The 25,010-nt window shown below is 70.8% G+C and carries 24 protein-coding genes and 4 pseudogenes; 12 read left to right on the top strand and 16 right to left on the bottom strand.

Translation table 11 applies throughout. The features are described 5' to 3' along the window. Position 1: 1 nt before the first annotated feature. The 4 genes from OHA65_RS25920 to mce all read right to left on the bottom strand — a co-directional run bounded on the left by OHA65_RS25920 (position 2) and on the right by mce (position 7,424). Complete coding sequence (locus OHA65_RS25920) at positions 2-1,000, bottom strand: ATP-binding cassette domain-containing protein (RefSeq protein ID WP_327285510.1); 999 nt, start codon at positions 998-1,000, stop codon at positions 2-4. Between the two features lie 138 nt (positions 1,001-1,138). Continuing rightward, positions 1,139-2,077 carry a cellulose-binding protein gene (locus OHA65_RS25925; protein WP_030153801.1) on the bottom strand — a complete coding sequence of 313 codons (939 nt, stop codon included), beginning with the start codon at positions 2,075-2,077 and terminating at the stop codon, positions 1,139-1,141. A gap of 193 nt (positions 2,078-2,270) precedes the next feature. After that, positions 2,271-6,803 (bottom strand): polarized growth protein Scy, encoded by a 4,533-nt coding sequence (gene scy, locus OHA65_RS25930; protein WP_328763738.1) that lies wholly within the window; start codon positions 6,801-6,803, stop codon positions 2,271-2,273. A 192-nt stretch (positions 6,804-6,995) separates the two neighbouring features. After that, positions 6,996-7,424, bottom strand: coding sequence for a methylmalonyl-CoA epimerase (gene mce / locus OHA65_RS25935; RefSeq protein WP_327285512.1), 429 nt, complete (start codon positions 7,422-7,424; stop codon positions 6,996-6,998). 135 nt (positions 7,425-7,559) lie between these two features. On the opposite strand from mce, the gene OHA65_RS25940 reads away from it, so the two are divergent. After that, positions 7,560-8,759: an acetyl-CoA C-acetyltransferase gene (locus OHA65_RS25940; protein ID WP_327285513.1), complete on the top strand. Its 1,200-nt coding sequence runs from the start codon at positions 7,560-7,562 to the stop codon at positions 8,757-8,759. Between the two features lie 105 nt (positions 8,760-8,864). Next, positions 8,865-9,827, top strand: a complete 963-nt coding sequence (gene meaB, locus OHA65_RS25945; protein ID WP_327285514.1) for a methylmalonyl Co-A mutase-associated GTPase MeaB — start codon at positions 8,865-8,867, stop codon at positions 9,825-9,827. An 80-nt stretch (positions 9,828-9,907) separates the two neighbouring features. Here meaB and OHA65_RS25950 read toward each other — a convergent pair whose 3' ends face one another. The 6 genes from OHA65_RS25950 to OHA65_RS25975 form a co-directional block, all read right to left on the bottom strand. Further along, entirely contained in the window at positions 9,908-9,982 is a 75-nt protein-coding gene (locus tag OHA65_RS25950) for a 50S ribosomal protein bL37 (RefSeq protein ID WP_099895366.1), read from the bottom strand. Between the two features lie 83 nt (positions 9,983-10,065). Continuing rightward, positions 10,066-10,629, bottom strand: a complete 564-nt coding sequence (locus tag OHA65_RS25955) for a PepSY domain-containing protein (RefSeq protein WP_327285515.1) — start codon at positions 10,627-10,629, stop codon at positions 10,066-10,068. Positions 10,630-10,755: 126 nt separating this feature from the next. Beyond that, on the bottom strand, positions 10,756-11,232 hold the full coding sequence (locus OHA65_RS25960; protein ID WP_327285516.1) for a MarR family transcriptional regulator: 477 nt from the start codon (positions 11,230-11,232) through the stop codon (positions 10,756-10,758). Between the two features lie 63 nt (positions 11,233-11,295). Beyond that, positions 11,296-12,126 carry an AIM24 family protein gene (locus tag OHA65_RS25965; RefSeq protein ID WP_371644863.1) on the bottom strand — a complete coding sequence of 277 codons (831 nt, stop codon included), beginning with the start codon at positions 12,124-12,126 and terminating at the stop codon, positions 11,296-11,298. Then, entirely contained in the window at positions 12,123-12,773 is a 651-nt protein-coding gene (locus OHA65_RS25970; RefSeq protein WP_327285517.1) for an AIM24 family protein, read from the bottom strand. Before OHA65_RS25970 ends, OHA65_RS25965 begins: the two co-directional genes overlap by 4 nt. Beyond that, entirely contained in the window at positions 12,773-13,411 is a 639-nt protein-coding gene (locus OHA65_RS25975) for an AIM24 family protein (protein ID WP_327285518.1), read from the bottom strand. The genes OHA65_RS25970 and OHA65_RS25975 overlap by 1 nt, the downstream gene beginning before the upstream one ends. A 161-nt stretch (positions 13,412-13,572) precedes the next feature. Between OHA65_RS25975 and OHA65_RS25980 the strand changes: the two genes are divergently transcribed. Then, positions 13,573-13,923: a DUF3817 domain-containing protein gene (locus OHA65_RS25980; RefSeq protein WP_327285519.1), complete on the top strand. Its 351-nt coding sequence runs from the start codon at positions 13,573-13,575 to the stop codon at positions 13,921-13,923. After that, positions 13,920-14,045, top strand: a pseudogene (locus tag OHA65_RS25985) (MTH1187 family thiamine-binding protein); the annotation flags it as partial. The gene OHA65_RS25980 and the pseudogene OHA65_RS25985, both read left to right, overlap by 4 nt. Positions 14,046-14,131: 86 nt before the next feature. Here the strand turns inward: OHA65_RS25985 and OHA65_RS25990 are convergent. Then, on the bottom strand, positions 14,132-14,350 hold the full coding sequence (locus OHA65_RS25990) for a hypothetical protein (protein WP_327285520.1): 219 nt from the start codon (positions 14,348-14,350) through the stop codon (positions 14,132-14,134). Beyond that, positions 14,350-14,565, bottom strand: a complete 216-nt coding sequence (locus tag OHA65_RS25995; protein ID WP_329314574.1) for a hypothetical protein — start codon at positions 14,563-14,565, stop codon at positions 14,350-14,352. The genes OHA65_RS25990 and OHA65_RS25995 overlap by 1 nt, the downstream gene beginning before the upstream one ends. A gap of 114 nt (positions 14,566-14,679) precedes the next feature. Between OHA65_RS25995 and OHA65_RS26000 the strand changes: the two are divergent. Next, positions 14,680-15,422: pseudogene (locus OHA65_RS26000) on the top strand (XRE family transcriptional regulator). A gap of 4 nt (positions 15,423-15,426) precedes the next feature. Next, positions 15,427-15,897: an NUDIX domain-containing protein gene (locus OHA65_RS26005; RefSeq protein ID WP_327285522.1), complete on the top strand. Its 471-nt coding sequence runs from the start codon at positions 15,427-15,429 to the stop codon at positions 15,895-15,897. A gap of 11 nt (positions 15,898-15,908) precedes the next feature. On the opposite strand, the gene OHA65_RS26010 is transcribed toward OHA65_RS26005, so the two are convergent. Together OHA65_RS26010 and OHA65_RS26015 are read right to left on the bottom strand one after the other, a co-directional pair. Further along, positions 15,909-16,487 carry a recombinase family protein gene (locus OHA65_RS26010; RefSeq protein ID WP_328763739.1) on the bottom strand — a complete coding sequence of 193 codons (579 nt, stop codon included), beginning with the start codon at positions 16,485-16,487 and terminating at the stop codon, positions 15,909-15,911. A 601-nt stretch (positions 16,488-17,088) separates the two neighbouring features. After that, entirely contained in the window at positions 17,089-18,468 is a 1,380-nt protein-coding gene (locus OHA65_RS26015; protein WP_328763740.1) for a recombinase family protein, read from the bottom strand. 73 nt (positions 18,469-18,541) lie between these two features. On the opposite strand from OHA65_RS26015, the pseudogene OHA65_RS26020 reads away from it, so the two are divergent. Together OHA65_RS26020 and OHA65_RS26025 are read left to right on the top strand one after the other, a co-directional pair. Further along, positions 18,542-18,700 (top strand): annotated as a pseudogene (locus OHA65_RS26020) (MTH1187 family thiamine-binding protein); the annotation flags it as partial. Between the two features lie 89 nt (positions 18,701-18,789). Then, positions 18,790-19,019, top strand: a pseudogene (locus OHA65_RS26025) (glycosyl transferase); the annotation flags it as partial. Between the two features lie 118 nt (positions 19,020-19,137). Here OHA65_RS26025 and OHA65_RS26030 read toward each other — a convergent pair. Beyond that, positions 19,138-20,136: a DUF5937 family protein gene (locus OHA65_RS26030; RefSeq protein ID WP_327285525.1), complete on the bottom strand. Its 999-nt coding sequence runs from the start codon at positions 20,134-20,136 to the stop codon at positions 19,138-19,140. 85 nt (positions 20,137-20,221) lie between these two features. Between OHA65_RS26030 and OHA65_RS26035 the strand changes: the two genes are divergently transcribed. From OHA65_RS26035 to OHA65_RS26050, 4 genes are all read left to right on the top strand, one after another. Continuing rightward, the gene (locus OHA65_RS26035) at positions 20,222-21,505 is read left to right on the top strand and encodes an MFS transporter (protein WP_327285526.1); all 1,284 of its coding nucleotides are present in this window, start codon (positions 20,222-20,224) and stop codon (positions 21,503-21,505) included. Between the two features lie 21 nt (positions 21,506-21,526). After that, entirely contained in the window at positions 21,527-22,036 is a 510-nt protein-coding gene (locus tag OHA65_RS26040) for a MarR family winged helix-turn-helix transcriptional regulator (RefSeq protein ID WP_054223644.1), read from the top strand. Between the two features lie 58 nt (positions 22,037-22,094). Next, on the top strand, positions 22,095-22,430 hold the full coding sequence (locus OHA65_RS26045) for a DUF3817 domain-containing protein (protein ID WP_327285527.1): 336 nt from the start codon (positions 22,095-22,097) through the stop codon (positions 22,428-22,430). A gap of 96 nt (positions 22,431-22,526) precedes the next feature. Further along, positions 22,527-24,227, top strand: a complete 1,701-nt coding sequence (locus OHA65_RS26050; RefSeq protein ID WP_327285528.1) for a methylmalonyl-CoA mutase family protein — start codon at positions 22,527-22,529, stop codon at positions 24,225-24,227. A gap of 96 nt (positions 24,228-24,323) precedes the next feature. Here the strand turns inward: OHA65_RS26050 and OHA65_RS26055 are convergent, their stop codons facing one another. After that, positions 24,324-24,950, bottom strand: a complete 627-nt coding sequence (locus tag OHA65_RS26055) for a TetR/AcrR family transcriptional regulator (protein ID WP_327285529.1) — start codon at positions 24,948-24,950, stop codon at positions 24,324-24,326. Positions 24,951-25,010 lie beyond the last annotated feature (60 nt).

A 25,010-nucleotide genomic window follows, 5' to 3' on the forward strand; every position in this document is an offset into this window, starting at 1 on the left:
GTCACTGCCCGCCCTTGCGCGTCGCCTCGTAACCGGCGCCCCACGCGGGTGCGTCGGCCGGGCCGGGGCCCGGGGGGATGCCCGGGGCGCCGGGTGCGTGGGCGTGGTACTCGACGGAGTCCGCCGTCATGCGCATGAACGCTTCCTCCAGTGAAGCCCGTTGCGGGCTGAGTTCGTGCAGCACGATCTGGTGCTGGGCGGCCAGCTCGCCGAGCTGTTCCGCGGCCACCCCGTCGATCTCCAGCGCGCCGGTGGCGGGGACGCTGATGGCGTCGATCCCGGCCTCGTGCAGGACGTCCTTGAGCCGCTCCTGCTGCGGCGAGCGCAGCCGGACGTAACTGCGCGAGTTCTTGTGAATAAAATCAGCCATCGACATATCGGCCAACAGCTTTCCCTGACCGATGACGATCAAATGGTCTGCGGTCAGCGCCATTTCGCTCATCAGATGGGACGAGACGAAGATCGTCCTCCCCTCCGACGCCAGCCCCTTCATGAGATTCCTGATCCAGAGAATTCCCTCCGGGTCCAGACCATTGACGGGCTCGTCGAACATGAGGATCTCCGGGTCGCCCAGCAGTGCAGAGGCGATTCCCAGCCGCTGGCCCATGCCCAGCGAAAATCCTTTCGACTTCTTCTTCGCCACGGGCGTCAGCCCGACGAGATCCAATACCTCCGCGACCCGGCTCACCGGGATCCGGTTCGACTGGGCGAGGCAGAGAAGGTTGTTGTACGCGCTGCGGCCGCCGTTCATGGCTTTGGCGTCCAGCAGCGCCCCGATGTGCTTCAGCGGTTCCGGCAGGTCCCGGTAGTGCTTGCCGTCGATCCGGACCGTACCGCTGGTCGGGTTGTCGAGGTCGAGCATCATGCGCATGGTCGTGGACTTCCCTGCCCCGTTGGGGCCGAGGAAGCCGGTCACCACCCCCGGTCTGACCTGGAAGCTGAGGTGGTCCACGGCGGTCTTCGCGCCGAATCGTTTCGTAAGGCCCTCAAGCTCGATCATGCCGCTCACGCTAGAACGCCCAAGGGCCCCACGCCACCTCAAAAGGGTGACACAGGGCCCTCGGGCAGGACGTTCGTCCACCAGCCGGTAGACACGGGCCGTCCGACCGGTCGACCAACCGGTGAACTGCCGTGCGTACTAGCGGCTCTGCTGCGCGGGAACGCCACGGGTGACCGGCTCGTCGTCGACGATCGGGTTGGCCGCCGCGACGGCCGCGCCGGTCAGCGTCGCCAGCATCTCGCGGACGTTGGTGAGCTGGGCGTTGATCGAGTCGCGGCGGTTGGTGAGCGCCGCCAGCTCGCGCTCGGACTCGCTGCGGATGCGGTCCGCCTTCGCGTTGGCGTCGGCGACGATGTCCTCGGCCTGGCGCTGCGCGGTCTCGACGGTCTGGCGGGCGCGGCGCTCGGCGTCCGTACGCAGCTTCTCGGCCTCCAGGCGCAGCTGCTCGGCGCGGTGCTCGATCTCCGCGAGGCGCTTCTCGGCCTTGGCCTGACGCGAGGCCAGGTCGCGCTCGGACTGCTCGCGGCGCTTGGCCAGGTTGGTCTCGAAGTCGGCGGCGGCCTGGGCGGCCTTGGCGCGCGTCTCCTCGAACAGGGCGTCGGCCTCCTCGCGCTTGGAGGCGGCGTCCTTCTGGGCCTCGGCGCGCAGGGTGGAGGCGTCGCCCTTGGCCTTCTCGACGATGCGGACGCCCTCGTCCTCCGCCTTCGACTTGCGGTCGGCGGCGAACGACTCGGCGTCGTTGCGCACCTGCTGGGCAGCCGACTCGGCGAGCTCACGGTGCTGCTCGGCCGCGCGACGGGCCTCCTCGCGCAGGTCCTTCGCCTCCTCCTCGGCCAGGCGCAGGATCTTCTCGACCCGGGCGCCGAGGCCGGCGTACGACGGCTCGGCGTCGCTCACCTGGGCCTGGGCGTTCTGCGTTTCGAGGTGCAGCTCCTCGATCCGCTTTTCCAGAGAGTTGATACGTCCAAGGGCGCTGTCGCGGTCGGAGACCAGCTTGGTAATGCGGTCGTCCACCTGACCGCGGTCGTAACCACGCCGCACGAGCTCGAAGCCGAAGGGGGAGGAAGTGTCGCTCATGGGGTTCCTGTCGAATGAGACCGATGAGGTGCTACGTGAGGTGTTAGGGGAATCCTAGGCGCCGAAGCGGCGTGTCATCGAGTCAATCCACGTTTGATCTGGACAATGACACCCCTTTTGAGTGGCAAGACGACAGAATGCTTGTCACTCGTTCGGCTGAATCTTCATCAGGAACACACATCCTGAGCGATTGCTAGCCCTCCGACGCCTTGCCACCCGAACGAGTGGAACCGGCTGTAGCCCCCGCCTTCACGCCCCCCGCGCCCTGACCGCCGACCGCCGGCTTTCCGCCCGAAGGCGCCTCGAATGATTCCAACGCCTCAAGAACGTCCTGGACACGGGAGATCTCCGCCTGAATGTCCTCGCGCCTGCGCACCAGGACCTCCAGCTCACGCCGCCCCTCGTCGACCAGCCGCTCGGCCTCCGCCTTCGCCTCCGCGAGAGCCTTGTCGGCCTCCCGGGTCACCTCGGCCTTCTTCTGCTCGGCCTCCTTGAGCAGCGCCTCCGCCTTGCGCACCGCCGCGATGCGGACCTTGCTCGCCTCGCTGCTCGCGTCCGACACCAGCGCCTTGGCCTTCGCCTCGGCCTCGACGCTCTGCTCGGTCGCCGCCCGCACCAGCTTGTCCACGCGCTCGCCGGCCGACTTCATCTGCTCGGCGGACTCGCGGCGGGCCCGCTCGTGCAGCTCCTCGACCTCGCCCTCGACGCGCGAGCGCAGCTCCTCCGCCCGCTCCCTTATGGCAGCGGCGTCCCTGCGCGCGCCGACCAGCAGCTCGTCCGCGTCCGTACGGGCCTTCTCCACCAGGGAGTTGCCCTCGACGGTCGCCTCCGAGGAGATGCGCGCCGCCTCCTTGCGGGCCGCGTCGACCATCGCGTCGGCCTGCTCCTCGGCCGCCGTCGTGGCGGCCAGGGCTTGCGCCTGCGCGTCGGCGGAGAGCTTGTCCGCCTCCGCCGCGGTCTCGGTGATGAGCCGGTCGACCTGCTCCGCGGCCTCGCTGCGCCGCTTGTTGGCCTCCTCGCGGGCCTCGTCCAGCAGCCGCTCGGACTCCTCGCGGGCCTCCGTACGGGTGCGCTCCGCCGCGGTCGCCGCCTCGGCCTTGACCCGCTCGGCCTCCGAGCGGGTGCGCGTCGCGTGCTCCTGCGCCGACGCCAGGGCCTCCGAGGCCTCCGCGCGCAGCCGCTCGGCCTCGGCCTGGGCCTCGCCGACCGTGCGCTCGTTGTCCTTGCGGGTCTGCTCGGTGAGCTTGTCCGCCTCGGACGCCGCCTCCGTGATGAGCCGGTCCGCCTGCTCCGCGGCCTCGCTGCGCAGCCGGCCCGCCTCCGCGCGCGCCTCGTCGAGCGTCTGCTCCGACTCCCGCTCCGCGCTGGCCAGCGTCTCGTTCGCCGCGACCGTGACCCGGTCCGCCTCCGCGGTGGCCTCGCCGATGATCCGGCCGCCCTCGGCACGGGCGTCCTCCAGGGCCTGCGCCGCCTCCCGGCGCAGCCGCTCGGCTTCCTCCGCGGCCTCGCCGACCGTGACCTCGTTCGCCGCACGCGTCTCGTCGACCAGCCGGTCGCCCTCGTTGCGGGCGTCGACCAGGATGCGGGTCGCGTCCCGCTCCGCAGCCGCCAGCATGTCGGTGGCCTGCCGGGTGAGCCGCTCGGCCTTCTCCGTCGCCTCGCCGACCGCGCTCTCGTTCGCGGCGCGCGTCTCCTCGGTGAGCCGCTCCGCCTCGGACACGGCCTCGGTGACGAGCCGGTCGGCCTGCTCCGCGGCCTCCGTGCGCAGCCGGCCCGCCTCCACGCGGGCCTCGTCCAGCGTGCCCGCCGCCTCGGTACGGGTGGCGTCCGCGGCCTCGGCCGCCTCGGCGGTGAGCCGCTCCGCCTGCGCGGTGGCCTCGCCGACGGTCGCCGCGTTCGCCGCCCGGGTCTCCTCGGTGATCCGCTCGGCCTCCGCCGTCGCCTCCGCGACGATCCGGCCGCCCTCGGCGCGCGAGGACTTCAGGGACTCCGCCGCCTCGCCGCGGATCCGGTTCGCGTCGTCACGGGCGTCGGCCCGGGTGCGCGCCGCGTCCCGCTCGGCCGAGGCCAGCGCGTCCGTCGCCTCCGTACGCACCCGCTGCGCGTACTCGGCGGTGTCGCCGCGCAGCTGCTCGGCCTCGGCGATCGCGTCGCCGACCGTGCGCTCCGCCAGCGCCTTCGCCGCGTCCGTCTCGGCCCGCGCCTCGCCGCGGATCCGGTTGGCGTCCTCGGTGGCCCGCTCGCGCTCGGAGTGGGCGTCCGCGCGGACCCGCGAAGCCTCCTCCTCGGCCTCCGTCTTCGTACGCTCCGCCGCGTGTTCGGCGGCGCTGCGCAGCCCGGTGATCTCCTCCTCGGCCTGCTCGTGCAGACCGGCCACGGAGTCCCGTACCTGCTGGGCGGTGGTCTCGGCGGCCGTCACCAGCTCCGCGGCGCGCCGCTCCGCCTCTTCGGTCAGGCGGGACGCCTCGGCCTGCGCCTCTTCGGAGCGCCTGCGGGCCGCGGCCAGCAGTTCTTCGCTCTGCTCGCGGGCCTGGGCCCGCTCGCTGTCCGCGTCCGTCCGGGCCGACGCGAGGGTCTCCTCGGCCTCCCGGCGGCGCCGGGCGGCCTCCTCCTGCGCGGCGGCCAGCGCCTCGGCGGCCTCCGCGGCGACCCGCTCGGCGGCGGACTTCGCCTCCGCGCGCAGCCGGTCCGCGGTCTCCTGCGCCTCGGAACGCACCCGCTCCGCCTCGGACTCCGCCTCGCTGCGCAGCCGTACGGCGACCTGCTCGGCCTCCGCACGCACCCGACCGGCGTCCTGCGCCGCGTCCGTGCGCAGCTGGTCGGCCTCCGCCTCCGACTGCGACTGGAGGCTGCGGATCCGCTCCGCCGACTCGGCACGCAGCCGGTCGGCCTCCTCGCTGGTCTCCCGGCGGATGTTCTCCGCCGCCCCGCGGGCATCGCGCAGCGTCTGCTCGGCCGTGCCCAGCCGGCTCTCGGCCTCCGTGTGCAGGCGGACGAGCTCCTCGTCCGCCGCCGCCCGCTTCGCCGCGAGGGCCTGCTCGATCTCCTCGCGCCGCGCACGGGCCGCAGCGTCGGCCTCGGCCCGTACGGACTCCGCCTGCTCCTCGGCCTCGGCGCGCAGCCGCTCCGCCTCGGCGCGGGTACGCTCCAGCGTCTCCTCGGCTTGCTTGCGCAGCGTGGTGGCCCGCTCGACGGCTTCGGCGCGGACCCGCTCGCTCTCGGCGCTCGCCCCGCCGCGCAGCTCGTCCGCGTCCGACTTGGCCTTGCCGAGCAGTTCCTCGGCGGTCCGGGCCGCCTCCTCGATCTGCTGGACCGCCTCGCGGCGTGCCTCGCCGCGGATCCGCTCGCCCTCGGCGACGGCCTCGGCGCGCAGCTGCTCGGCCTCGCCGCGCAGCCGCCGGGCCTCCTCCTGGAGCTCGACGGTCCGGGCCCGGTACTCCTCGGTGTCGTCCTTCGCCGCGCCCTTGAGCTCATCGGCCCTGGCCGCCGCCTGGGCGCGCAGCCGCTCCGACTCGGACTCGGCCTCGCGCCGGATCCGCTCGGCCTCCTCGGACGCGGCACGGGTGGTGGCCCGTGCGTCCTCCGAGGCCTTGTTCAGTACGTCCTCCGCCGTGCGGGCGGCCTTCGCCAGCTGCGCGGCCGTGTCCTCGGCCGCCGCCGCGCGGGCCTGCTCCGCAGCCTCCGCACGCAGCCGCTCGACGCCGGCGCGGGCGTCGGCGAGGGTCTGCTCGGCCTCGGCCTTGAGGACCTCGGCCTCCTTCGTGGCCTCGCCGACCAGCCGGGCCACCTGCTCCTTGGCGGTGCGGGTGCGCTGCTCGTTGACGGACTCCGCCGACGCGAGCTGCCGGGCGGCGCTCTCCTTGGCGTCCGCGAGGAGCTTCTCGGCCTCGGAGCGCGCGGTGCGCAGGGCGCCGTCGGCCTCCTGGACCCGCTGCTCGGCCACCCGGCCGAGGTCGAGGGTCTGCTGCCGGGTCTGCTCGGCTTCGGCGGTGGTGCTCGTACGCAGCCGCTCGGCGTGCTCGGTGGCCTCCTGGGCCTGCGCAGAGGCGGCGGTCAGCAGCCGCTCGGCCTCCTTGCGGGCGCGCAGCAGGGTCGCCTCGGTCTCCGTACGGGCCGCCTCGGCATCGGCGGCCAGCCGGCGCCGGGTCTCCTCGGCGACGCGCGCGGCCTCGCCGCGGGCGGCGTTCAGGGCCTGCTCGGCTTCGGCGCGGGACTCGTCCATGAGCCGGCGGGCCTGGGACTCGGTACGGGCACGCAGCTGCTCGGCCCAGGCGACGTTCTCGTTGACGTGCGCCTCGACGGTCTGGCGGCGCTCGTTGAGCTCCTGGTCCAGCCGCTGGCGGCGGTTGACGGCCTCGGCGTGCAGCTCGGCCTGGAGGCGCGCCTGGTGTTCGGCGTGCTCCTGGAGGATGCGCTGGGTCTGTGCCCGGGCGTCGCGCAGTTCGCGCTCGGCGTCCGAGCGCATCTGGTCGGCCTGGATCTGGGCATTGCGGAGCAGCTGCTCCGCCTGGTAGCCCATGTCCGCGCCGTCGTAGGCGGGCCGGGACGCCAGGTTGCGGCGTACCTCGTGGAGCTTGGCGCGCAGCACCTCGACCTGGTAACCGAGGTCTTCGGCGTGCTGGACGGCCTTCCCGCGCTCCTTCTTCAGCCGCTCCATCTCGGCTTCGAAGCGCGAGAGATGGTCGGCTTCAGCCTGATGGCTCTCCTGGCTTTCGTAGCCCCGCACAGCGCGGTCCCATCCGTCCCCTGGTCGCAAGCTCACTCCCAATTGAGCATCGCTCGCCCGCTGAACGACGCCCCCGGGGAATGGTGTCAGATACCGGGGCAGGGGTCACAGGCCCCGACCCCGTCTCCGCACCGAACCCCGGCCGAGCCATGGCCACTCTACCGGCCGGGGAATCGGGCCATCAGTGGTCCATCAATGGTCGGGGTTGGAGGTGACCAGTTCGGTGAGGACTCCGTGGCAGTCCTTGGGGTGCAGGAAGGTGATGGAAGAGCCCATCGAGCCCGTGCGGGGCTGGTCGTAGAGGACCCGCACGCCCTTGCTGCGGATGGCCTCGGAGTCGCCCTGGACGTCCTCCGTGCCGAAGGCGATGTGGTGCACGCCCTCGCCGTTCTTGGCCAGCCACTTGCCCACTGCGGAGTCCTCGCGGGTGGGTTCCAGGAGCTGGAGGTAAGAGGCGCCGCCGTCGGAGGTCTCGTTGATCTTGAGCATGGCCTCGCGGACGCCCTGCTCCTCGTTGACCTCGGAGTGGAACACCTCGAAGCCGTACGTGGCACGGTAGAACTCGACGGTCTTGTCCAGGTCGAAGCAGGCGATCCCGATGTGGTCGATTCTTGTCAGCATGGTGACAGTGCACTCCTGAAGGGGGTGGTCACGCAACGTGCGCGCGATCACACCGGCAGCCCGGTGACCGCTGCGGTACCGCCCAGTACATTCACGTAAACCCTCGTTCACTCCTCATCCAAGGGGCTGTGCCTCATGTCCGGATCGAACAACACCACTTCTGTGATCGTCGCCGGGGCCCGCACGCCCATGGGGCGGCTGCTCGGCTCGCTGAAGTCCTTCTCGGGTGCCGACCTCGGCGGCTTCGCCATCAAGTCCGCGCTGGACCGGGCCGGGATCTCCGGCGACCAGGTGCAGTACGTGATCATGGGCCAGGTGCTGCAGGCCGGCGCGGGCCAGATCCCCGCCCGCCAGGCGGCGGTCAAGGCCGGCATTCCGATGAACGTGCCCGCCCTCACGATCAACAAGGTGTGCCTCTCGGGCCTGGACGCGATCGCGCTGGCCGACCAGCTGATCCGCGCCGGTGAGTTCGACATCGTGGTCGCGGGCGGTCAGGAGTCCATGACCAACGCCCCGCACCTGCTGCCGAAGTCCCGAGAGGGATTCAAGTACGGCGCGATCGAGATGCTGGACGCGATGGCCTACGACGGTCTCACCGACGCCTTCGAGAACATCGCGATGGGCGAGTCCACGGAGAAGCACAACACCCGCCTGGGCATCGAGCGCGCCCCGCAGGACGAGTTCGCCGCCGCCTCGCACCAGCGGGCCGCGGCCGCGCAGAAGAACGGCGTCTTCGAGGCCGAGATCGTCCCCGTGGAGATCCCGCAGCGCAAGGGCGACCCGGTCATCTTCTCGGCGGACGAGGGCATCCGTCCCGAGACGACCGCGGAGTCCCTCGGCAAGCTGCGTCCGGCCTTCGCCAAGGACGGCACGATCACCGCCGGCACCTCCTCCCAGATCAGCGACGGCGCCGCCGCCGTCGTCGTGATGAGCAAGGCGAAGGCGGAGGAGCTCGGTCTGGAATGGATCGCCGAGATCGGCGCCCACGGCAACGTGGCCGGTCCCGACAACTCCCTCCAGTCGCAGCCGTCGAACGCGATCCTGCACGCGCTGAAGAAGGAGGGCCTGGAGGTCTCCGACCTGGACCTCATCGAGATCAACGAGGCCTTCGCGGCGGTCGCCGTGCAGTCAATGAAGGACCTCGGCGTGACCCCGGAAAAGGTGAACGTCAACGGTGGCGCCATTGCCCTGGGCCACCCGATCGGCATGTCCGGAGCCCGTGTGGTGCTGCACCTGGCGCTGGAGCTCAAGCGCCGCGGCGGCGGCGTCGGCGCGGCCGCCCTGTGCGGCGGCGGCGGCCAGGGCGACGCGCTGATCGTCCGCGTCGCCAAGTAGGCGGCGCCAGGCCGCCGGGCCCCGCCACGCGGGCCGGCGGCCCCCTGAGTCCCGGGCCCGGCGGCCCTCACGTATCCCGTACGAGAACCGAGGAGCGCAGCACGTATGACGGCGGTGGACGTCCCCCAGCTGGTGGCCCAGGCGCGTGACGGCAGGCCGAGAGCGGTGGCCCGGTTGATCTCGCTGGTCGAGGGGGCGTCCCCGCAGCTGCGCGAGGTGATGGCGGCCCTGGCCCCGCTGACGGGCGGGGCGTACGTGGTGGGCCTGACCGGCTCCCCGGGCGTCGGCAAGTCCACGTCCACCTCGGCGCTGGTCTCCGCGTACCGCAAGGCCGGCAAGCGGGTCGGCGTCCTCGCCGTCGACCCGTCCTCGCCGTTCTCCGGCGGTGCGCTGCTCGGCGACCGGGTCCGGATGTCGGACCACGCCTCCGACCCGGGGGTCTACATCCGCTCCATGGCCACCCGCGGCCACCTGGGCGGCCTGGCCTGGGCCGCCCCGCAGGCGATCCGGGTGCTGGACGCGGCGGGCTGCGACGTGATCCTCGTCGAGACCGTGGGCGTGGGCCAGTCGGAGGTGGAGATCGCCTCCCAGGCCGACACCTCCGTGGTGCTGCTGGCCCCCGGGATGGGCGACGGGATCCAGGCCGCGAAGGCGGGAATCCTGGAGATCGGCGACGTGTACGTGGTGAACAAGGCGGACCGCGACGGTGCGGACGCGACCGCCCGGGAGCTGAACCACATGCTGGGCCTGGGGGAGTCCCGGGGCGCGGGCGACTGGCGGCCGCCGATCGTCAAGACGGTCGCGGCGCGCGGCCAGGGCATCGACGAGCTGGTCGAGGCCCTGGAGAAGCACCGGGCGTGGATGGACGAGCGCGGGGTGCTGGCCGAGCGGCGTACGGCCCGGGCCGCGCGCGAGGTGGAGACGATCGCGGTGACGAGCCTGCGGGCCCGCATGGCGGACGTGCGCGGGGACGCGCACCTGGACGCCCTCGCGGCCCGGGTCGCGGCCGGCGAGCTGGACCCGTACGCGGCCGCGGACACCCTCCTGACGACGCTGACGGAGGCCTGAGCAGCCCCTGCACGCGTACGCGAGAGCCGCGCCCCGGTGCGTGCGGGGCGCGGCTCTCGCGTGTGTGCGGGGCGGACCGGTCAGGCGTTGGGACGCTTGCCGTGGTTCGCCTTCTTCTTCTTGCGTGCTCGCTTCTTGTTGCCGCGCTTGGCCATGACGCCACTCCCTCGAAGATCGGGGTAATCCGGGCGCTCGCCAGTCTAGGGGCGCCCGATCCGCTCCGCATCAGAACCGCGGATCAGCCGTCGTCGTTCGAGTCCGACCCGGACACCGTCGCCTTCCCCGACGTGGGGTCGACGTGGACGTTGGTGGTCTTGCCGCCGGACGTGATCTCGACGTTCCAGTAGCGCTTGCCGCTGTCGTCATCGTCGTCCCACTCGACCGACCGGACCTGGCCGGCGTGGGCGGCGAGGGCGGCCTTCATCGCTTGTTGCGCGGTGACCTTCGCGCCGACCAGCGCCTTGTTCCCGCCGTTGTCGTCGCCGTCGTCGTCGTTCGCGTTCTCGGTGAAGACCTTGCCGCTGCGGGTGTCGACCGTCAGCTCCGCGTGCTTGCCGTTCTTGCCGATGATGTCGACGTGCCAGACGGCGTCGTCCTTGTCGACGGACTCCACGACACCGGGGTACTTCTTCAGCGCTGCGGCGACTGCGCCCGCGGCGTCCGTGTCGGCGCGCGCCGGGGCGGCCGCGGGGGCCTTCCGCGCCGCGTCGGCCGGGTGTGCGACGGCGGCCGCCGCCGGGCCCCCGACCAGCAGGAGCGCGGCCGCGGCCGTCGAAACGTACGCCTTGTGCTTGCAGTGCATGGCTGACCTCCTCAGGCCGGCCATGCGCTTGCGGTTGCTCGGCGGGCGGCCGGCGAGCGAGCGTTACCGCCCATTCTCCGGGCCGCCGCGCGGGACGGCACCCGGGAGGGGCGCCGTCCGGCGGTGTCAGGACTTGCCGCGCTCTTCGCGCAGGTGGCCCGCGACGGGCTCCAGCGAGGCGCGCAGCGCCGCCAGGGCCTCCGGCGGCAGCAGGTCGATGAAATGCCGGCGTACGGACGCCACGTGGTGCGGGGCGACCTTCCGCATGAGCTCCATGCCCTCGTCGGTCAGTACGGCGTACAGCCCCCGGCGGTCGGACTCGCAGTTCACGCGGACGACCAGACCGGCCGTCTCCATCCGGGTGATCTGGTGGGACAGCCGGCTCTTGGACTGGAGCGTCGACGTCGCGAGGTCGCTCATCCGCATCCGGTGGTCCGCGGACTCCGAGAGGTTCACGAGGATCTCGTAGTCGTTGTTGGTGAGTCCGAAGGGCTGGAGATCCTTTTCCAGCTGGTGCATCAGCAGTCTGCTGACGTCCAGGTGGGTGCGCCAGGCGCACTGTTCGGCGTCGGTCAGCCAGCGCGTGGCCGTCTCGGTCTCCATGGTCTCCATGAATGAACTCTACCTAAGAAGTTGAATTACGTACAAAAACAGGAAAGCTGAAGATCACAGTCCGAGGCGCCGCTGGAGATCACCCAGCTGCCCCGGCATCCGCGGCACGCCCAGCTGCCCCAGCGGACCCTGCTGCCCGTGTCCGCCGCCGTACCCGGCTCCGGGCACGCCCGCCGACTCCGCCCCGGCGCCGACGGCCCCGACCGCATGCTCCGCCATCAGCATCTCCGAGGACTGCAGCAGCACCGTCCCCGCCCCCACGAACTCGAACTGGTGCTCCTCGCCGGAGCTGCCGCCGATGCCGGTCAGCGAGCGCAGCCCGCCGATGACGCCCGACATGTAGCCGTGGTCGTAGTGGTGGCAGGGCGACGGGCAGTCCGCCCAGCCCACCAGAGCCTGCGGGTCCACGCGCAGCGGCGGCTCCATGAACACCACCGGCCCGTTGGACGCCGCCACGAACTTCCCCGTGCCGATCAGGGTCAAGAACCCCGGCACGATCGACTGCTTGAGGGCGAGCGAAGGCTGGTAGGCCAGCAGGTTGCCCGACCTGATGGTCAGGTTCCCATTGTCCAGGTCGTACGAGTTCACGTCGAAGGCGCGGTCGGCCAGCAGCATCTTGCCCTGGCCCTCGGCCACCACCCAGTCACTGGCGTGCAGCGGCGAGTGGAAGCTCGTGCGCAGCAGCCGGTCGAAGCGGCCGTTGCCGATGCCGTTGAACTCCATGCGCCCGTAGTAGGCGATCATCTTGCCCTTCTGCAGGAACCACTGGCTCCCCTTGAGCTCCACGCAGAAGGTGTACGCGTTCACGTTGTCGTCGGAGGGCAGGGTGTGCGGGTCGAAGACCGTCGGGCCGCCGGGCCCACCGATCACGGGACCAAAGTTCACAGCTTCTCCTCCGAGGCCTGCACGTACACGGCACCCTGGCCCGACAGCTCCAGCTGGAACGCCTCGCCCGAGCCGCGCCCCACCATGTCCCGCCAGCCGAGCGCGGTGGAGAGCTTGTTCCTGACGTCCCCGTGGTGGGCCACGTACGCCTGCGGGTCGACGTGGACCGGCCGGTTCGGGGTGATGGGGAGCTCGATGACCCCGCCGTGCGCCATCACGGCGACCGAGCCGTGCCCCTTGAGGGTGGTGGTGAACAGGCCCTGGCCGGTCACCTGGCCGCGGACCATGCCCATGACACCGCCTTGCGAGCCCATGAACATCGTGCCCTGCTGGAGGGTGCCGTCGAAGGCGAGCAGCCGGTCGGCCTCGACGTACAGGGTCTCGCCGGTCAGGCCGATCACCTGAATGTGGTGACCGCCGTGCCCGAACATCACGGTGCCGCTGCCCTCCACCTCCATCAGCGGAGTCTGCTCGTTGGCCACCCGGCGCCCGATCATGCCCATCACGCCGCCCTGACCACCGGTCAGGCTCGGGGTGAAGGAGACCTCGCCGCGGTACGCGAGCATCGCGCCGCGCTGGCTGAACATCTTCTGCCCCGGGATCACCTGGGCCTCGACCATCTTCGAGTTGATCTCGCGGAACGGCATCAGATGTCGCCCCCGATGGTGTTGCGCTCGCTGGGCTGCACGTAGACCAGGCCCTCGCCCTCGAAGCGGATCTGGAACGCCTCGCCGGAGCCCTCGCCGATCAGGGTGCGGAAGGTGACCCCCGACTGGAAGGACTGCTGGAGGTTGCCGGTGTGCGCGATGTACGCCCCCGGGTCGACGGAGAGCGGGTACTGGGCGCTGACGCGCAGCACCACCGCCGGGCCGTCGGACGTGATCGCCGCCTGGCCGCTGCCCTCGACGGTGGTGGTGAACAGGCCGTTGCCCGTCGCCCCGCCGCGCAGGCCCGTGAAGGTGGTGCCGGTGCGCAGGCCGGCGTCGGTGCACAGGAGGTTGCTGGACTCCACGTACAGCTTCTCGCCGCGCAGATTGACCAGATTGATTTCGCTCGCGCGGTCGGCGAAGAAGCAGGTGCCGTGGCCCTGCACTTCCATCACGGTCATCTGTTCACCCGTCAGTCGACGGGTCACCATGCCGCGCAGGCCTTCGCCGCCGCCGGTCATCTTCTTGAAGGCCACCTGGCCGTCGTACGCGACCATGGAGCCGTTCTTCGCTTTGACGGCGTCCCCGGTCAGGTCGACGGCGAGCACCTTGCTGCCTTGGAGTCGGAACTGAGCCACGGGATGACGTTATCGGCAGCGGGCGGAGGCGAACAGGGCCCGGTGGCCGATATCCGGCGACTGCGGCATCTCACACACCCGGCGCACACCCCGGGTCAAGATCCCGCAAACCGGCTGAGACACTGGGACGGACCCCAGGCCACCATCCCGAAGGTTCACACGTGGACATCAAGACCGCTTCCGCCCTGCACCGCCTGCGCCTCATCTCCGTTCCGGAGGCGCTGTCGTTCCCGGCCCTGCTGATCTTCGGCTCGCTGCTGAGTCGGATCTCCGACGTCGACTACCTGATGATGCCGCTCGGCATCCTGCACGGGATCCTGTTCGTCATCTACGCGGTCTTCCTGCTGGACGTCTGGAACAAGGCGAAGTGGCCCGCCAAGAAGGCGGCGCTGTTCTTCCTGCTGGCACTCCTGCCCTTCGGCGGCCTGTACGGCGACAAGCTGCTCAAGCGCGAGGAGGCCGACAGCGTGCTGGCGGCCCGTGCCCGGCGCGAGGCGGCGAAGGCCGCATGATCGTCGCGTTCTCGGTGACCCCGCTGGGGGTCGGCGAGTACGTGGCCGACGCGGTGCGCGTCGTACGGGAGTCGGGGCTGCCGAACCGCACCGACGCCATGTTCACCTCGATCGAGGGCGAACGAGTGTACCTCTGAGTACATGGTGAAGCCCCGCCCGGCTGTCATGCTCGCCGTCGCCGGACGGGGCCGTTTGGGGGCGTCTCTCCTCAGTGGGAGGACGGCAGCCGAAGGGCTTCGGCCATCTGTTCCACCACGTCAGCCCGGATCATCCCCAAGTGCACGTAAGGGGTGCCGTTGTGGGTCACGGCGGGCCGCACGGTGTTCCACGTCGTCTCTGGCACATCGAGGGCAGCCAGGGCGGCCGCGAGGGCTTCCCGGGCGTCCGTGGCCCGTGTGTGCGCGTCCCGCCAGGTCTGCATGTCCATCACGCGGTCACCGCCTGGCCGGGGCACTCGTCGCTGTCGGTGTGCCGGTAGATCACGGCGGGCGGCCCGGACGTGCGGTCCTCGTGTCCCCGGCGGACGGGTTCAAGGGGCTTGATCACCTCCTTGCAGGCGGAACAGCGCGCACCCTTTGGCGCGTAGGTCACGTACTCCCACACCCGTGTATCCGTGGCTTCGTCCGTCACCGTGTCACTCACCCTGGACCCCTTCGCCGCACCCGCTGTGTCCTTGATCGTGCCGCCGGTCGCCGGGACGGAGGAACCTCGTACGTTCGCCACTTCGGGACGTCCCATGGCATGTAGAACGTCCCTATGGGCAACGAGCGGTTAAAAGGGCCGTGATGGCATCGGGCGGTTGGACCCATGCAGGGCTGGCGACTGCCACGGGAGTGGACCCGAAGAGCGTTGAGCGGTGGGTGAACCTCGGGCGTACCCCCCGACGAGCGACGGCACTCAGGGCCGCCGAGACGCTGGGCGAAGACGTTCATGCCCTCTGGCCGGCTCTCAGGCAGGCACGCGCCGCGCGGGCCGTCAGCCCGGAACTCGTTGCGTTGTACGACCAGCGCGCAGACCTCCCCGTATCCGTGCTCGTGGATCTCCTCGCAGCAGCGCGAGAGCGCATCGACGTCTTGGTCTACGCGGCAGTGTTCCTCCATGAGGCGTACCCCCGGTTGAACGATCTCCTACGGGAACGGGCCGCCGATGGCTGCGCCGTCCGTATCGCAGTCGGTGACGCGGACAGTGAGAACGTCCAGCAGCGAGGGAAGGAAGAGAAGTTCGGGCACGGCATCGAGTCCCGTTGCCGCCTTGCCCTCATGCACTACCGGCCGTTGGTCGACGTTCCGGGGATCGAACTGCGGACGCACGGGACGACTCTCTACAACAGCTTGTACCGGGCGGATGATCAGGCGTTGGTCAACGCCCACGTCTGGGGCGTGAACGCGTACGGAGCGCCCGTGTGGCACCTTCGACGCAACGGCAACGGGGGCATGTTCGACGCCTACGCGGACAGCTTCAACGCCGTGTGGGAGACAGCGCGCCCCGCGGAGGCATGACCCGATGACCCGGACCGAGTACTACGACGATCCTCACGCACCCGCGCCGAACAGCATGGTCGTGGCAGCCTCAGCGGTCGTCACCGACGACAAGGGCCGCATCCTCCTGCAACGCCGCCGGGACAACGACCTATGGGCACTCCCCGGAGGTGGCATGGACCTGGGCGACTCGTTGCCCGGCACGGCCGTCCGGGAGGTGAAGGAGGAGACCGGTCTCGACGTGGAGATCACGGGACTCGTCGGCACCTACACCGACCCGCGCCACATCATCGAGTACAGCGACGGGGAGGTGCGGCGACAATTCAACGTCTGCTTCACGGCGCGCGTCGTCGGCGGCACGCTGGCCATCTCCGACGAGAGCACGGAACTACGGTTCGTTGCGCCGGCGGAACTCGACTGCCTGGCCCTGCACCACACGCAGCGGTTGCGGCTGGAGCACTTCCTGGAGCACCGCTCCACGCCCTACCTGGGGTAGCGGCCTCAGCCTCAACGGCCCTCGTCCAGCGCCCGGTACAGCGTCGCGCGGGACACCCCGAGGGCCTTGGCGATGGCTGTGACGCTCTCGCCCTCGGCCTTCCGAACCTTGGCCGCAGCGAGCTTGTCCGCGTCCATCACAGCCGGTCGACCCCCCACGCGCCCCTGAGCCCTGGCAGCGTCCAGCCCCGCCCGGGTCCTGTCCTTGATCAGGCTGCGCTCAAACTCCGCCATGGCGCCCACCACCTGGAGCATGAGCCGCCCGTCCGGGGTGTTCGGGTCGATGCTCGCCAGCGCACCCGTCAGCACCTTGAAGCCGATCCCACGGGCAGCGAGTGAGTCCACCAGGGTGACGAGGTCGATCAGCGAGCGAGCGAACCGGTCCAGCTTCCACACGCACAGGGTGTCCCCGGGGCGGGCGTAGTCCAGAGCGGCCGTCAGCTCCTGCCGGTCCGTGTTCTTGCCGCTCGCCTTGTCCGTGAAGATCCGGGCGCAGCCTGCCTCAGCCAGCGCGTCGTGCTGCAACTGCGCTTCCTGGTCATCGGTGGAGACTCGCGCGTATCCGATCAGGTGTCCCGTGTTCGTCGGCATGCAGAGATCGTCACACAACCCGTCTCAAAACCTCAAGGGTTTTCGAGAGGTTCTGAGACGGGTTTTGGAACACGACTCGGTCGCTCTCGGGTCACCGTCGCGGGTGTCTCATAAACCATCGTTTCTGCGACGTCTCGCACTCGTCACGCTGCGCCACGACTCCCTGATGTCCGCGACTGTCAGACCCGTACAGACCGGGGAGGGCAGACACCTGACGGTGACTCGGGCTGTCCATGGGGGTTCATCCCCTGCCCCGCCACCCCGCTCGCGTCGACACCTGGGCGCATGGGGTCGGAAGTGCCGAACTAATTGTCTTTTTCAATTTCTCTCTAACGCGTCTAGTAGAAAAATGAAAACAGGGTTAGGTGGCGCACTTTGGCGCACTCTGGCGACAGAGGGTAGCGAAGCGAGTGTTTCTGTGACGCTATGCAGTCGGCATCGCAGTGAGGTTCCTTTCGGGCTCCCGCCCAGCTGTCGACGGGGGGCGACGCATCGAGCGACGAGTGGCGGAATGGCGTGGCTTCCGTGGCGCCGGAACGCGGAACGGCCCGCCGCCAGGCTTCCCCAGCGGCGGGCCGTGAGCGGTGGTGCTCAGGCCGGCTTACGCAGCCTCGCTCTGGGCGATCGCGGCAAGCTCGGCATCTGCGGCATCTTCCGGGTTCGGCCCCCACTCGACCGACAGGCGGTCGGCTACCCCACGTGGGTGCAGGGTCACGCGAAGATTCAACAGCTCCAGCAGGTGCTTGCGTCCCCTCTCGCCTTCAGCGGCCCACGCCTGCTCCATGGTGCGTCCCGTCAGCACTGAAACCTCACGGGTCTCCGGTTCGTGCTCGGCTTGCAGTCGGGCGTATGCGGCCTCAAGGTCCGCTGCCTTGCGCTCAAGCGTCGGCAGCATCAGCGCACCAGCGGTTGTCATGCGCTCTGCCACCCGCTCGGCTTGTTCCTGGATCTCTTCGATTTCCGCCGACAGGTCGTTGCCGCCCTCAAGGTGGACATGCCATTCCTTGATCCTGCCGAACGCAGTCAGGAACTCACGCTCCACGCGCTGATCAAGAGTCTCCGCGTAGACAGTGGTGTGGCCTGCCTTGCAGCGGTAGAGCGGTACGCCCTTGTCGGACGTTCCGCCGTTCAACTTGCAGCCGCGATAGCAGACCGCCATGCCGGAGCACATCGGCGTGGCACGTCGAGGCGCGCGATCCTTGCCCGTGGCCAGGGCGTCCATACGGTCCCTCGCCGCCCTCAACTCCGCAGCTGACAGGATCGGCTCGGCGAACTGGACGGGGGTGACGCCGTCAGCCGCTGTGATCAGCTTCCCTCTGTGGGTGCGTTGGCCGCGCAGCGTCGGGGCTTTCAACAGTCGTCGCCACTGCGGTTCGCTCACACCTACGATCCTCGCCGTGCCGGCCACCGTTCCGCCGCTGACCAGGGTGGCCACAGCGTCCCGGATCTGTGCCGCTTGCTCGGGTTCTATCTCAAGGTAGGCGGCATCGTCACGCCGTATGATGCGGTACCCGCGAGGTGCGCGCCCTGATGCCCAGCGTCCTTGCTGGCGGCGTGTGGCGTGGCCTTCCGTGATGCGGTCCTTGATCATCTCGCGTTCCCACTCGGCCAGTGCTGCCAGCACGACAGCGACCATGCGGCCTGTGGGCGTGATCGTGTTGATCGTGCCGTCGGTCGTGGCGATGTTGACGCCGTAGCGCTCGCCCCACGACACGAGACGCAGGAATTCCGACACGCTGCGCGCGTACCGGTCCAGCTTCCACGCGATCACGAGATCCGGACGGGAGGCCATGAGCGCGCTCATCTGCTGTCGCGCTTCAAGTGGCTTCGCGCCCGACACGCCGGCGTCGGAGTACTCCACGGCGTCGGCAGGGTCGTACCCGTTCGCGGTGAGCCACCGCCGGGCCGCCTCTCGCTGGGTCTCCAGCGAAGTGGAGTCGTCGGACTCCCGGGACAGCCGCAGATAGATCGCAATGCGCATGCCTCAATCCCTCCCACCCCAGAACAGGGATCACCATGTTGTCAGAGTGTGTTGTCAGAGGTGCCCTCTTTATGGCGAGTGGGACGAGGTGATGGACGTGGTCAAGCGCGCGGTGGCGGCCGTGGAGGAGAGGGCGCCGCGGGTGTCGCTGGTCCTGAAGGCCGATATCCGCCCCGGGGTGGTCGACGGGCTGACGATGAAGGTGGAAACGGTGGAACGCCACCTGGCCTGACCCCCGTTCGACGGAGCCCGTTCGACACATCCGAGGTTCGTCACCTTTCGTGGTGATATCAACCCTGGACTTCGAGCACTGCAGGGGCCGTGCGGCCGGAAGGCTTCGACTACGAGCCGCACAGCCGACTCGCCGGCCCGTTCGTCGAACCGGACCGCACCGCCTACCGGGTCGGCCAACGCGCCCTGCTATCGCGCGAGGAGCTCCGCACCCGAATGCGCGCCGTCCTCCTGATGGCGCTGGCCCCCTCGCCGCCGCCGGGCTGCTGCTCTACCTCGTCTGGCCCACGCACCGGACCGTCCGGGAGGGCGGAGAGCGCGGCTGGTCCGGTGTGACGCCGTGATGCGGATGCTCGGATACTTCCGCGCCCCCGACACCGCCTTCGGCGTCGGCCCGCGCGTCCCGCCGCCCGGCGACACCCCGGCCCGGGGCGGGGCCTACGGCGGCGAGCCGCCCGTCGTCAGGGCGATGGCGAGCGGGGTGCGCTCGTACAGGATCCGGTGGCCGTGGCGGGCCGAGATCAGCAGGCCCGCCCCGTGCAGGACCTTCAGATGGGCCGAGACCGTGGCCGGCGCCAGAGCGAGCCGGCGGGCCAGCTCCGTCGTGGAGGCCGGCTCGTCGAGCGCGCAGAGCACGTCCGCCCGGCCCCGGCCCAGCAGCCGAGCCAGCGCCCGCGGGGTGGCGTCCTGCGTCGCCGCCGTCCACAGTGCGCCGATGCCCCGCGCCGGGTAGACCAGCGTCGGCTGCCACGGCGGGTCGTACCCGCCGACCACCTCCGGCCAGACGAACGCACTCGGCATCAGGAGCAGGCCCTGCCCGTCCAGGGAGCGGTCGTGGTGGGTCGGGCGGTCGATGGTGAGCGTCCCGGCCGACCACCGCAGGTCCGGGTGGAGGCCGTCGAACAGCGCCTCCAGCCCGCCCGCGGCCAGCCGCCGCGAGTGGAACAGGACGTCCGCCTCCAGCAGGGCCCGCAGCCGCGGCCAGTGCGGGGCGATCAGCGCGTCCCACGCCTGCTCGTACAGATCGGCCAGCTCCCGTACCGCCCGGGCCGGATCCGCGAGCATCCGCCGCCCGAGGTCGCTCTCGGCGGCGCCCCGGGTGCAGACGAGAGCGCGCCGCAGGTCCTCCCGCACCGCGTCCGGATCGGCGGCCGCGGACCGGACCCGCGCCAGCTCCTCCTCGAAGGTGACGGACGGGCCGGCCGGCGGCGGGCTCAGGAAGTCCGGGTTGTGGCCGGCGCGCGGCATCAGCAGCCACAGCGGCCGTAGGTCCAGCCCGGCCGCGGCCGCCCGGATCCGCCGCAACCAGGGCAGGTGGTACGCCTGCCGGTCCGGCCGCAACAGGGTCCGCACCGCCTCCTGCGTCTCCCAGCGCGGCGAGAGCGAGAACCGGCAACGCAACAGGTCCCCGTCCCCGAACCGAAAATGGAACGCCATGCGCTGCCTCCCCTCGGACGCCGCAGTGATTCGGTACGGGGCGAATCACTGCCGTCCGGTCACCGTAGCCCTGCAGGGTGTCCGCATGTCCAGTGCCCGTCAGGCCGTGCCCGCCCCGGCCGCCGCCCCCGACGGCGGCTACCGATCCGTTTTCCGGGTCCGGGAGTTCCGGCCCGTTTTCGCTGCCCATCTGTTGTCCGTCCTCGGCATCGTCGTCGCCGAGATCGCCCTCACCGTCCTCGTCTTCCGCACCACCGGCTCGCCCCTGATGAGCGCGCTCACCTTCGCCCTCGGCTTCCTCCCGTACGCCCTCGGCGGCACCCTCCTCGCCGGGATCGCCGACCGTCGGCCCGCCCGCCGGGTCCTCGTCGGCTGCGACCTCGTCTGCGCCGCCTGCGCAGCGGCCATGGTCCTGCCGGGCACCCCCGTCGCCGGGCTCCTCGTCCTGCGCTGCGCCATGGCCTTCGTCGCCCCGCTGTTCCAGGGCACCCGCAACGCCTCCCTCGCCGACATCCTCGGCCCCGGCGACCCCTTCGTCCTCGGCCGCTCCCTGATGCGCATGGTGGCCCAGAGCGCCCAGCTCATCGGCTTCGGCCTCGGCGGCCTCCTGCTGACCGTCCTCGCCCCGCGCGCGGCCATCGCCCTGACCGCCGCCGGGTTCCTCTGTTCGGCCCTGCTGCTGCGCTTCGGCACGGCCGTCCGGCCCGCGCGGGCCGCCGCCGCCCGCACCTCCCCGCTCGCCGGACTGCGCGCCGTCCTCGGCGACCGCCGCCTGCGCGCACTGACCCTGCTGTTCTGGCTGCCATCCGTCTTCGTGATCGCCCCCGAGGCGCTGCTCGCCCCGTACGCCGACGGCATCGGCGCCGGCACCGCCGCCCTGGGGGTGATGATGTGCGCCCTGCCCGTCGGCACCATCGCGGGTGAACTATGGGCCGGCTCGGTGCTCGCCCCCCGTACCCGGTCGCGGCTCGTGGCCCCGCTCGCGGCCGCCGGGATGCTGCCGCTGCTCGTGTACGCGGCCCGGCCCCCAGTGGCAGCCGTCATCGCCGCCCTGGTGCTCGCCGGTCTGGCGCACGCCTACACCCTCGGCCTCGACCAGTGGTACGTCGATGCCGTCCCCGAGGAGCTGCGCGGCCGGGCGATGACCCTGCTGAGCACCGGTCTGATGACCTTCCAGGGCGTCGGCATGGCCCTGGCCGGGCTCGCCGCCGAGTTCGTGGCGGTGCACGTGGTCGTCGCGGGCGCCGCGGTGCTCGGTACGGCGGTGGTGTTGCTCCTCCTCGCCGAACTGAGGTCCGCCGCCCGGCGGGACGGCCGACCGGAGCGGGACGTCCGACCGAAGAATGAGACGGGCCCCGCGGTCAAATGACCGCCCGGTAGGGTCGGGTGCGTGTCCAAGCCGCTCAGCCTCCCCTTCGATCCCATCGCCCGCGCCGACGAGCTCTGGCAGCGCCGCTGGGGACCGGTGCCCTCGATGGCCGCCATCACCTCGATCATGCGTGCGCAGCAGATCCTGCTCGGCGAGGTCGACGCCGTGGTCAAGCCGTACGGGCTGACCTTCGCGCGGTACGAGGCGCTGGTCCTGCTCACCTTCTCCAAGGCCGGCGAGCTGCCGATGTCGAAGATCGGCGAGCGGCTGATGGTCCACCCGACGTCGGTGACGAACACGGTGGACCGGCTGGTGCGGTCCGGGCTCGTGGCCAAGCGGCCGAACCCGAACGACGGCCGCGGCACGCTCGCGTCCATCACGGACAAGGGCCGCGAGGTCGTCGAGGCGGCGACGAAGGACCTGATGGCGATCGACTTCGGGCTCCGCGCGTACGACGCCGAGGAGTGCCAGGAGATCTTCGCGCTGCTGCGCCCGCTGCGGGTGGCCGCGGCGGACTTCGAGGAGCAGTAGCCCGCCACCACCGGGCCCCCGTCATGATCGTGCAAAACGGGTGGTTACGCTCGTGTCCATGAAACGAAGCGTGCTGACCCGCTACCGCGTCATGGCCTACCTGACCGCGGTCATGCTGTTGATCCTCTGCACCTGCATGGTTTTCAAGTACGGCTTCGACACCGGCGCCGATCTGACCCTGGCGGTCTCGCAGGTCCACGGCGTGCTGTTCATGATCTACCTGGTGTTCGCCTTCGACCTGGGCTCCAAGGCCAGGTGGCCGTTCCCGAAGCTGCTGTGGGTGCTGGTCTCCGGCACGATCCCGCTGGCCGCCTTCTTCGTCGAGCGCGGCGTGCGCGCCGAGATCGAGCCGCTCGTCGCCGACGCCGAGGCCGCGGCCACCGTCGACGCCTAGGGTTTCGCCGGAGCCGGACGGTTCCGAGGCACCCCGGGGAGACTCCCCGGGGTTTCCCATCGACATTTACTAGGACGTCCTAGTAAATTCATGGGTATGGACGCTGACGCCATCGAGGAGGGCCGCCGCCGCTGGCAGGCCCGTTATGACAAGGCCCGCAAGCGCGAGGCCGATTTCACCACGCTCTCCGGGGATGACGTCGATCCCGTCTACGGCCCCCGGCCCGGTGACGCGTACGAGGGATTCGAGCGCATCGGCTGGCCGGGGGAGTACCCCTACACCCGCGGCCTGCACGCCACCGGATACCGCGGCCGGACCTGGACCATCCGCCAGTTCGCAGGCTTCGGCAACGCCGAGCAGACCAACGAGCGCTACAAAATGATCCTGGCCGCCGGCGGCGGCGGGCTCTCCGTGGCCTTCGACATGCCCACCCTGATGGGGCGCGACTCCGACGACCCCCGCGCCCTCGGCGAGGTCGGCCACTGCGGGGTCGCCATAGACTCCGCCGCCGACATGGAGGTCCTGTTCAAGGACATCCCGCTGGGCGACGTGACCACCTCGATGACGATCTCGGGCCCGGCCGTGCCCGCCTTCTGCATGTACCTGGTCGCCGCCGAACGCCAGGGCGTGGACCCGGCCGTCCTCAACGGCACGCTCCAGACGGACATCTTCAAGGAGTACATCGCCCAGAAGGAGTGGCTCTTCGAACCCGAGCCGCACCTGCGCCTCATCGGCGACCTGATGGAGTACTGCGCGAAGGGCATCCCGGCGTACAAGCCGCTGTCCGTCTCCGGCTACCACATCCGCGAGGCCGGGGCGACGGCCGCGCAGGAGCTCGCGTACACCCTCGCCGACGGTTTCGGGTACGTGGAGCTGGGCCTCTCCCGCGGCCTGGACGTGGACCACTTCGCGTCCGGCCTCTCCTTCTTCTTCGACGCGCACCTCGACTTCTTCGAGGAGATCGCCAAGTTCCGCGCCGCCCGCCGGATCTGGGCGCGCTGGATGAAGGAGGTGTACGGGGCGCAGAGCGAGAAGTCGATGTGGCTGCGCTTCCACACCCAGACGGCCGGTGTCTCGCTGACCGCGCAGCAGCCGTACAACAACGTCGTGCGCACCGCGGTCGAGGCCCTCGCGGCCGTCCTCGGCGGCACCAACTCGCTGCACACCAACGCCCTCGACGAGACCCTCGCGCTGCCGAGCGAGCAGGCGGCCGAGATCGCCCTGCGCACGCAGCAGGTGCTGATGGAGGAGACCGGGGTTGCCAACGTGGCCGACCCGCTGGGCGGTTCCTGGTACGTGGAGCAGCTCACCGACCGCATCGAGGCGGACGCCGAGAAGATCTTCGACCAGATCAAGGAGCGCGGCCTGCGCGCCCACCCGGACGGGCAGCACCCGATCGGGCCGATCACCTCGGGCATCCTGCGCGGCATCGAGGACGGCTGGTTCACCGGCGAGATCGCCGAGTCGGCCTTCCAGTACCAGCGGTCCCTGGAGAAGGGCGACAAGCGGGTCGTCGGCGTCAACGTGCACCACGGCTCGGTGACCGGGGACCTGGAGATCCTGCGCGTCAGCCACGAGGTGGAGCGCGTACAGGTGGAGCACCTGGCCGCGCGCAAGGAGCGGCGCGACGACGCCAAGGTGAAGTCCTCGCTCGGCGCGATGCTGGCCGCCGCCCGCGACGGGTCGAACATGATCCCGGCGATGCTGGACGCGGTGCGCGCCGAGGCCACGCTCGGCGAGATCTGCAACGTGCTGCGCGACGAGTGGGGCGTCTACACGGAGCCGCCGGGCTTCTAGGGCCGTGGCCGCGGTCCGTACGTACGGCAGGCCGGTCGTGGCAGCCCCCGCGGGGGCGGTCGCGGCCGGCCTTCCGGTTTCCGGGGCCGGCCCGGGTCAGGCGTGGGCCGGGCCCTGGAGGCCGTGCACCAGGAGGGCCGTGAAGGTGGACGCCCACAGTTCGTCCACCGGCTCGGAGCTGACCAGCGCCCGGTGGACCACCGTGCCCGCGATCACGTCGAAGATCAGGTCCGTGGTGCGGCAGGCCAGCTCCTCGTCCTCCTCGTACGGGAGTTCGCCGCGGGCCTGGGCCCGTTCGCGACCCAGTACGACGAGACGTTTCTGCCGGTCGACGATCGCCGAGCGGATCCGGTCGCGCAGGGCCTCGTCCCGGGTGGACTCGGCGACGACCGCCATCAGGGCCGTACGGGCCTCCGGCCGCCGCAGCAGCGCCGCGAACTGGAGGACCACGTCCTCGATGTCGGCTTCGAGGCAGCCCCGGTCGGGGAGTTCGAGGGAGTCGAAGAGTTCTGCGACGGCGTCCACGACGAGCTCGCTCTTGCCCGCCCAGCGGCGGTAGAGGGTGGTCTTGGCGACCCCGGCCCGCGTCGAGACGTCGCCCATCGTCAGCTTCGACCAGCCCAGCTCGACCAGCGCGTCCCGCGTCGCGGCGAGGATCGCGGCGTCCGCCGCGGCGCTGCGGGGGCGTCCGGTGCGTCCGGTCGGGGAGCTGGGGTTGCGCATGGCGCAGACCATACCCGTCGGTAGCGGAACCGTAGGGCCCCGAAATGCTGTGCTTCAGAT

Origin of the sequence: Streptomyces sp. NBC_00045 (genome assembly GCF_045041095.1) — a bacterium.
In the GTDB taxonomy this organism is placed as follows: Bacteria; Actinomycetota; Actinomycetes; order Streptomycetales; family Streptomycetaceae; genus Streptomyces.

Coding starts and splice junctions, on each gene's coding strand:
- OHA65_RS26030 (WP_327285525.1), bottom strand. CDS start 20,136: ATGGCGTTCCATTTTCGGTTCGGGGACGGGGACCTGTTGCGTTGCCGG.
- meaB (WP_327285514.1), top strand. CDS start 8,865: ATGACGGCGGTGGACGTCCCCCAGCTGGTGGCCCAGGCGCGTGACGGC.
- OHA65_RS25960 (WP_327285516.1), bottom strand. CDS start 11,232: ATGGAGACCGAGACGGCCACGCGCTGGCTGACCGACGCCGAACAGTGC.
- OHA65_RS25955 (WP_327285515.1), bottom strand. CDS start 10,629: ATGCACTGCAAGCACAAGGCGTACGTTTCGACGGCCGCGGCCGCGCTC.
- OHA65_RS25990 (WP_327285520.1), bottom strand. CDS start 14,350: ATGGACATGCAGACCTGGCGGGACGCGCACACACGGGCCACGGACGCC.
- OHA65_RS25940 (WP_327285513.1), top strand. CDS start 7,560: ATGTCCGGATCGAACAACACCACTTCTGTGATCGTCGCCGGGGCCCGC.
- OHA65_RS26055 (WP_327285529.1), bottom strand. CDS start 24,950: ATGCGCAACCCCAGCTCCCCGACCGGACGCACCGGACGCCCCCGCAGC.
- OHA65_RS26045 (WP_327285527.1), top strand. CDS start 22,095: ATGAAACGAAGCGTGCTGACCCGCTACCGCGTCATGGCCTACCTGACC.
- OHA65_RS26050 (WP_327285528.1), top strand. CDS start 22,527: ATGGACGCTGACGCCATCGAGGAGGGCCGCCGCCGCTGGCAGGCCCGT.
- OHA65_RS25970 (WP_327285517.1), bottom strand. CDS start 12,773: ATGCCGTTCCGCGAGATCAACTCGAAGATGGTCGAGGCCCAGGTGATC.
- OHA65_RS26035 (WP_327285526.1), top strand. CDS start 20,222: ATGTCCAGTGCCCGTCAGGCCGTGCCCGCCCCGGCCGCCGCCCCCGAC.
- OHA65_RS25925 (WP_030153801.1), bottom strand. CDS start 2,077: ATGAGCGACACTTCCTCCCCCTTCGGCTTCGAGCTCGTGCGGCGTGGT.
- OHA65_RS25920 (WP_327285510.1), bottom strand. CDS start 1,000: ATGATCGAGCTTGAGGGCCTTACGAAACGATTCGGCGCGAAGACCGCC.
- mce (WP_327285512.1), bottom strand. CDS start 7,424: ATGCTGACAAGAATCGACCACATCGGGATCGCCTGCTTCGACCTGGAC.
- OHA65_RS26005 (WP_327285522.1), top strand. CDS start 15,427: ATGACCCGGACCGAGTACTACGACGATCCTCACGCACCCGCGCCGAAC.
- OHA65_RS26015 (WP_328763740.1), bottom strand. CDS start 18,468: ATGCGCATTGCGATCTATCTGCGGCTGTCCCGGGAGTCCGACGACTCC.
- OHA65_RS26010 (WP_328763739.1), bottom strand. CDS start 16,487: ATGCCGACGAACACGGGACACCTGATCGGATACGCGCGAGTCTCCACC.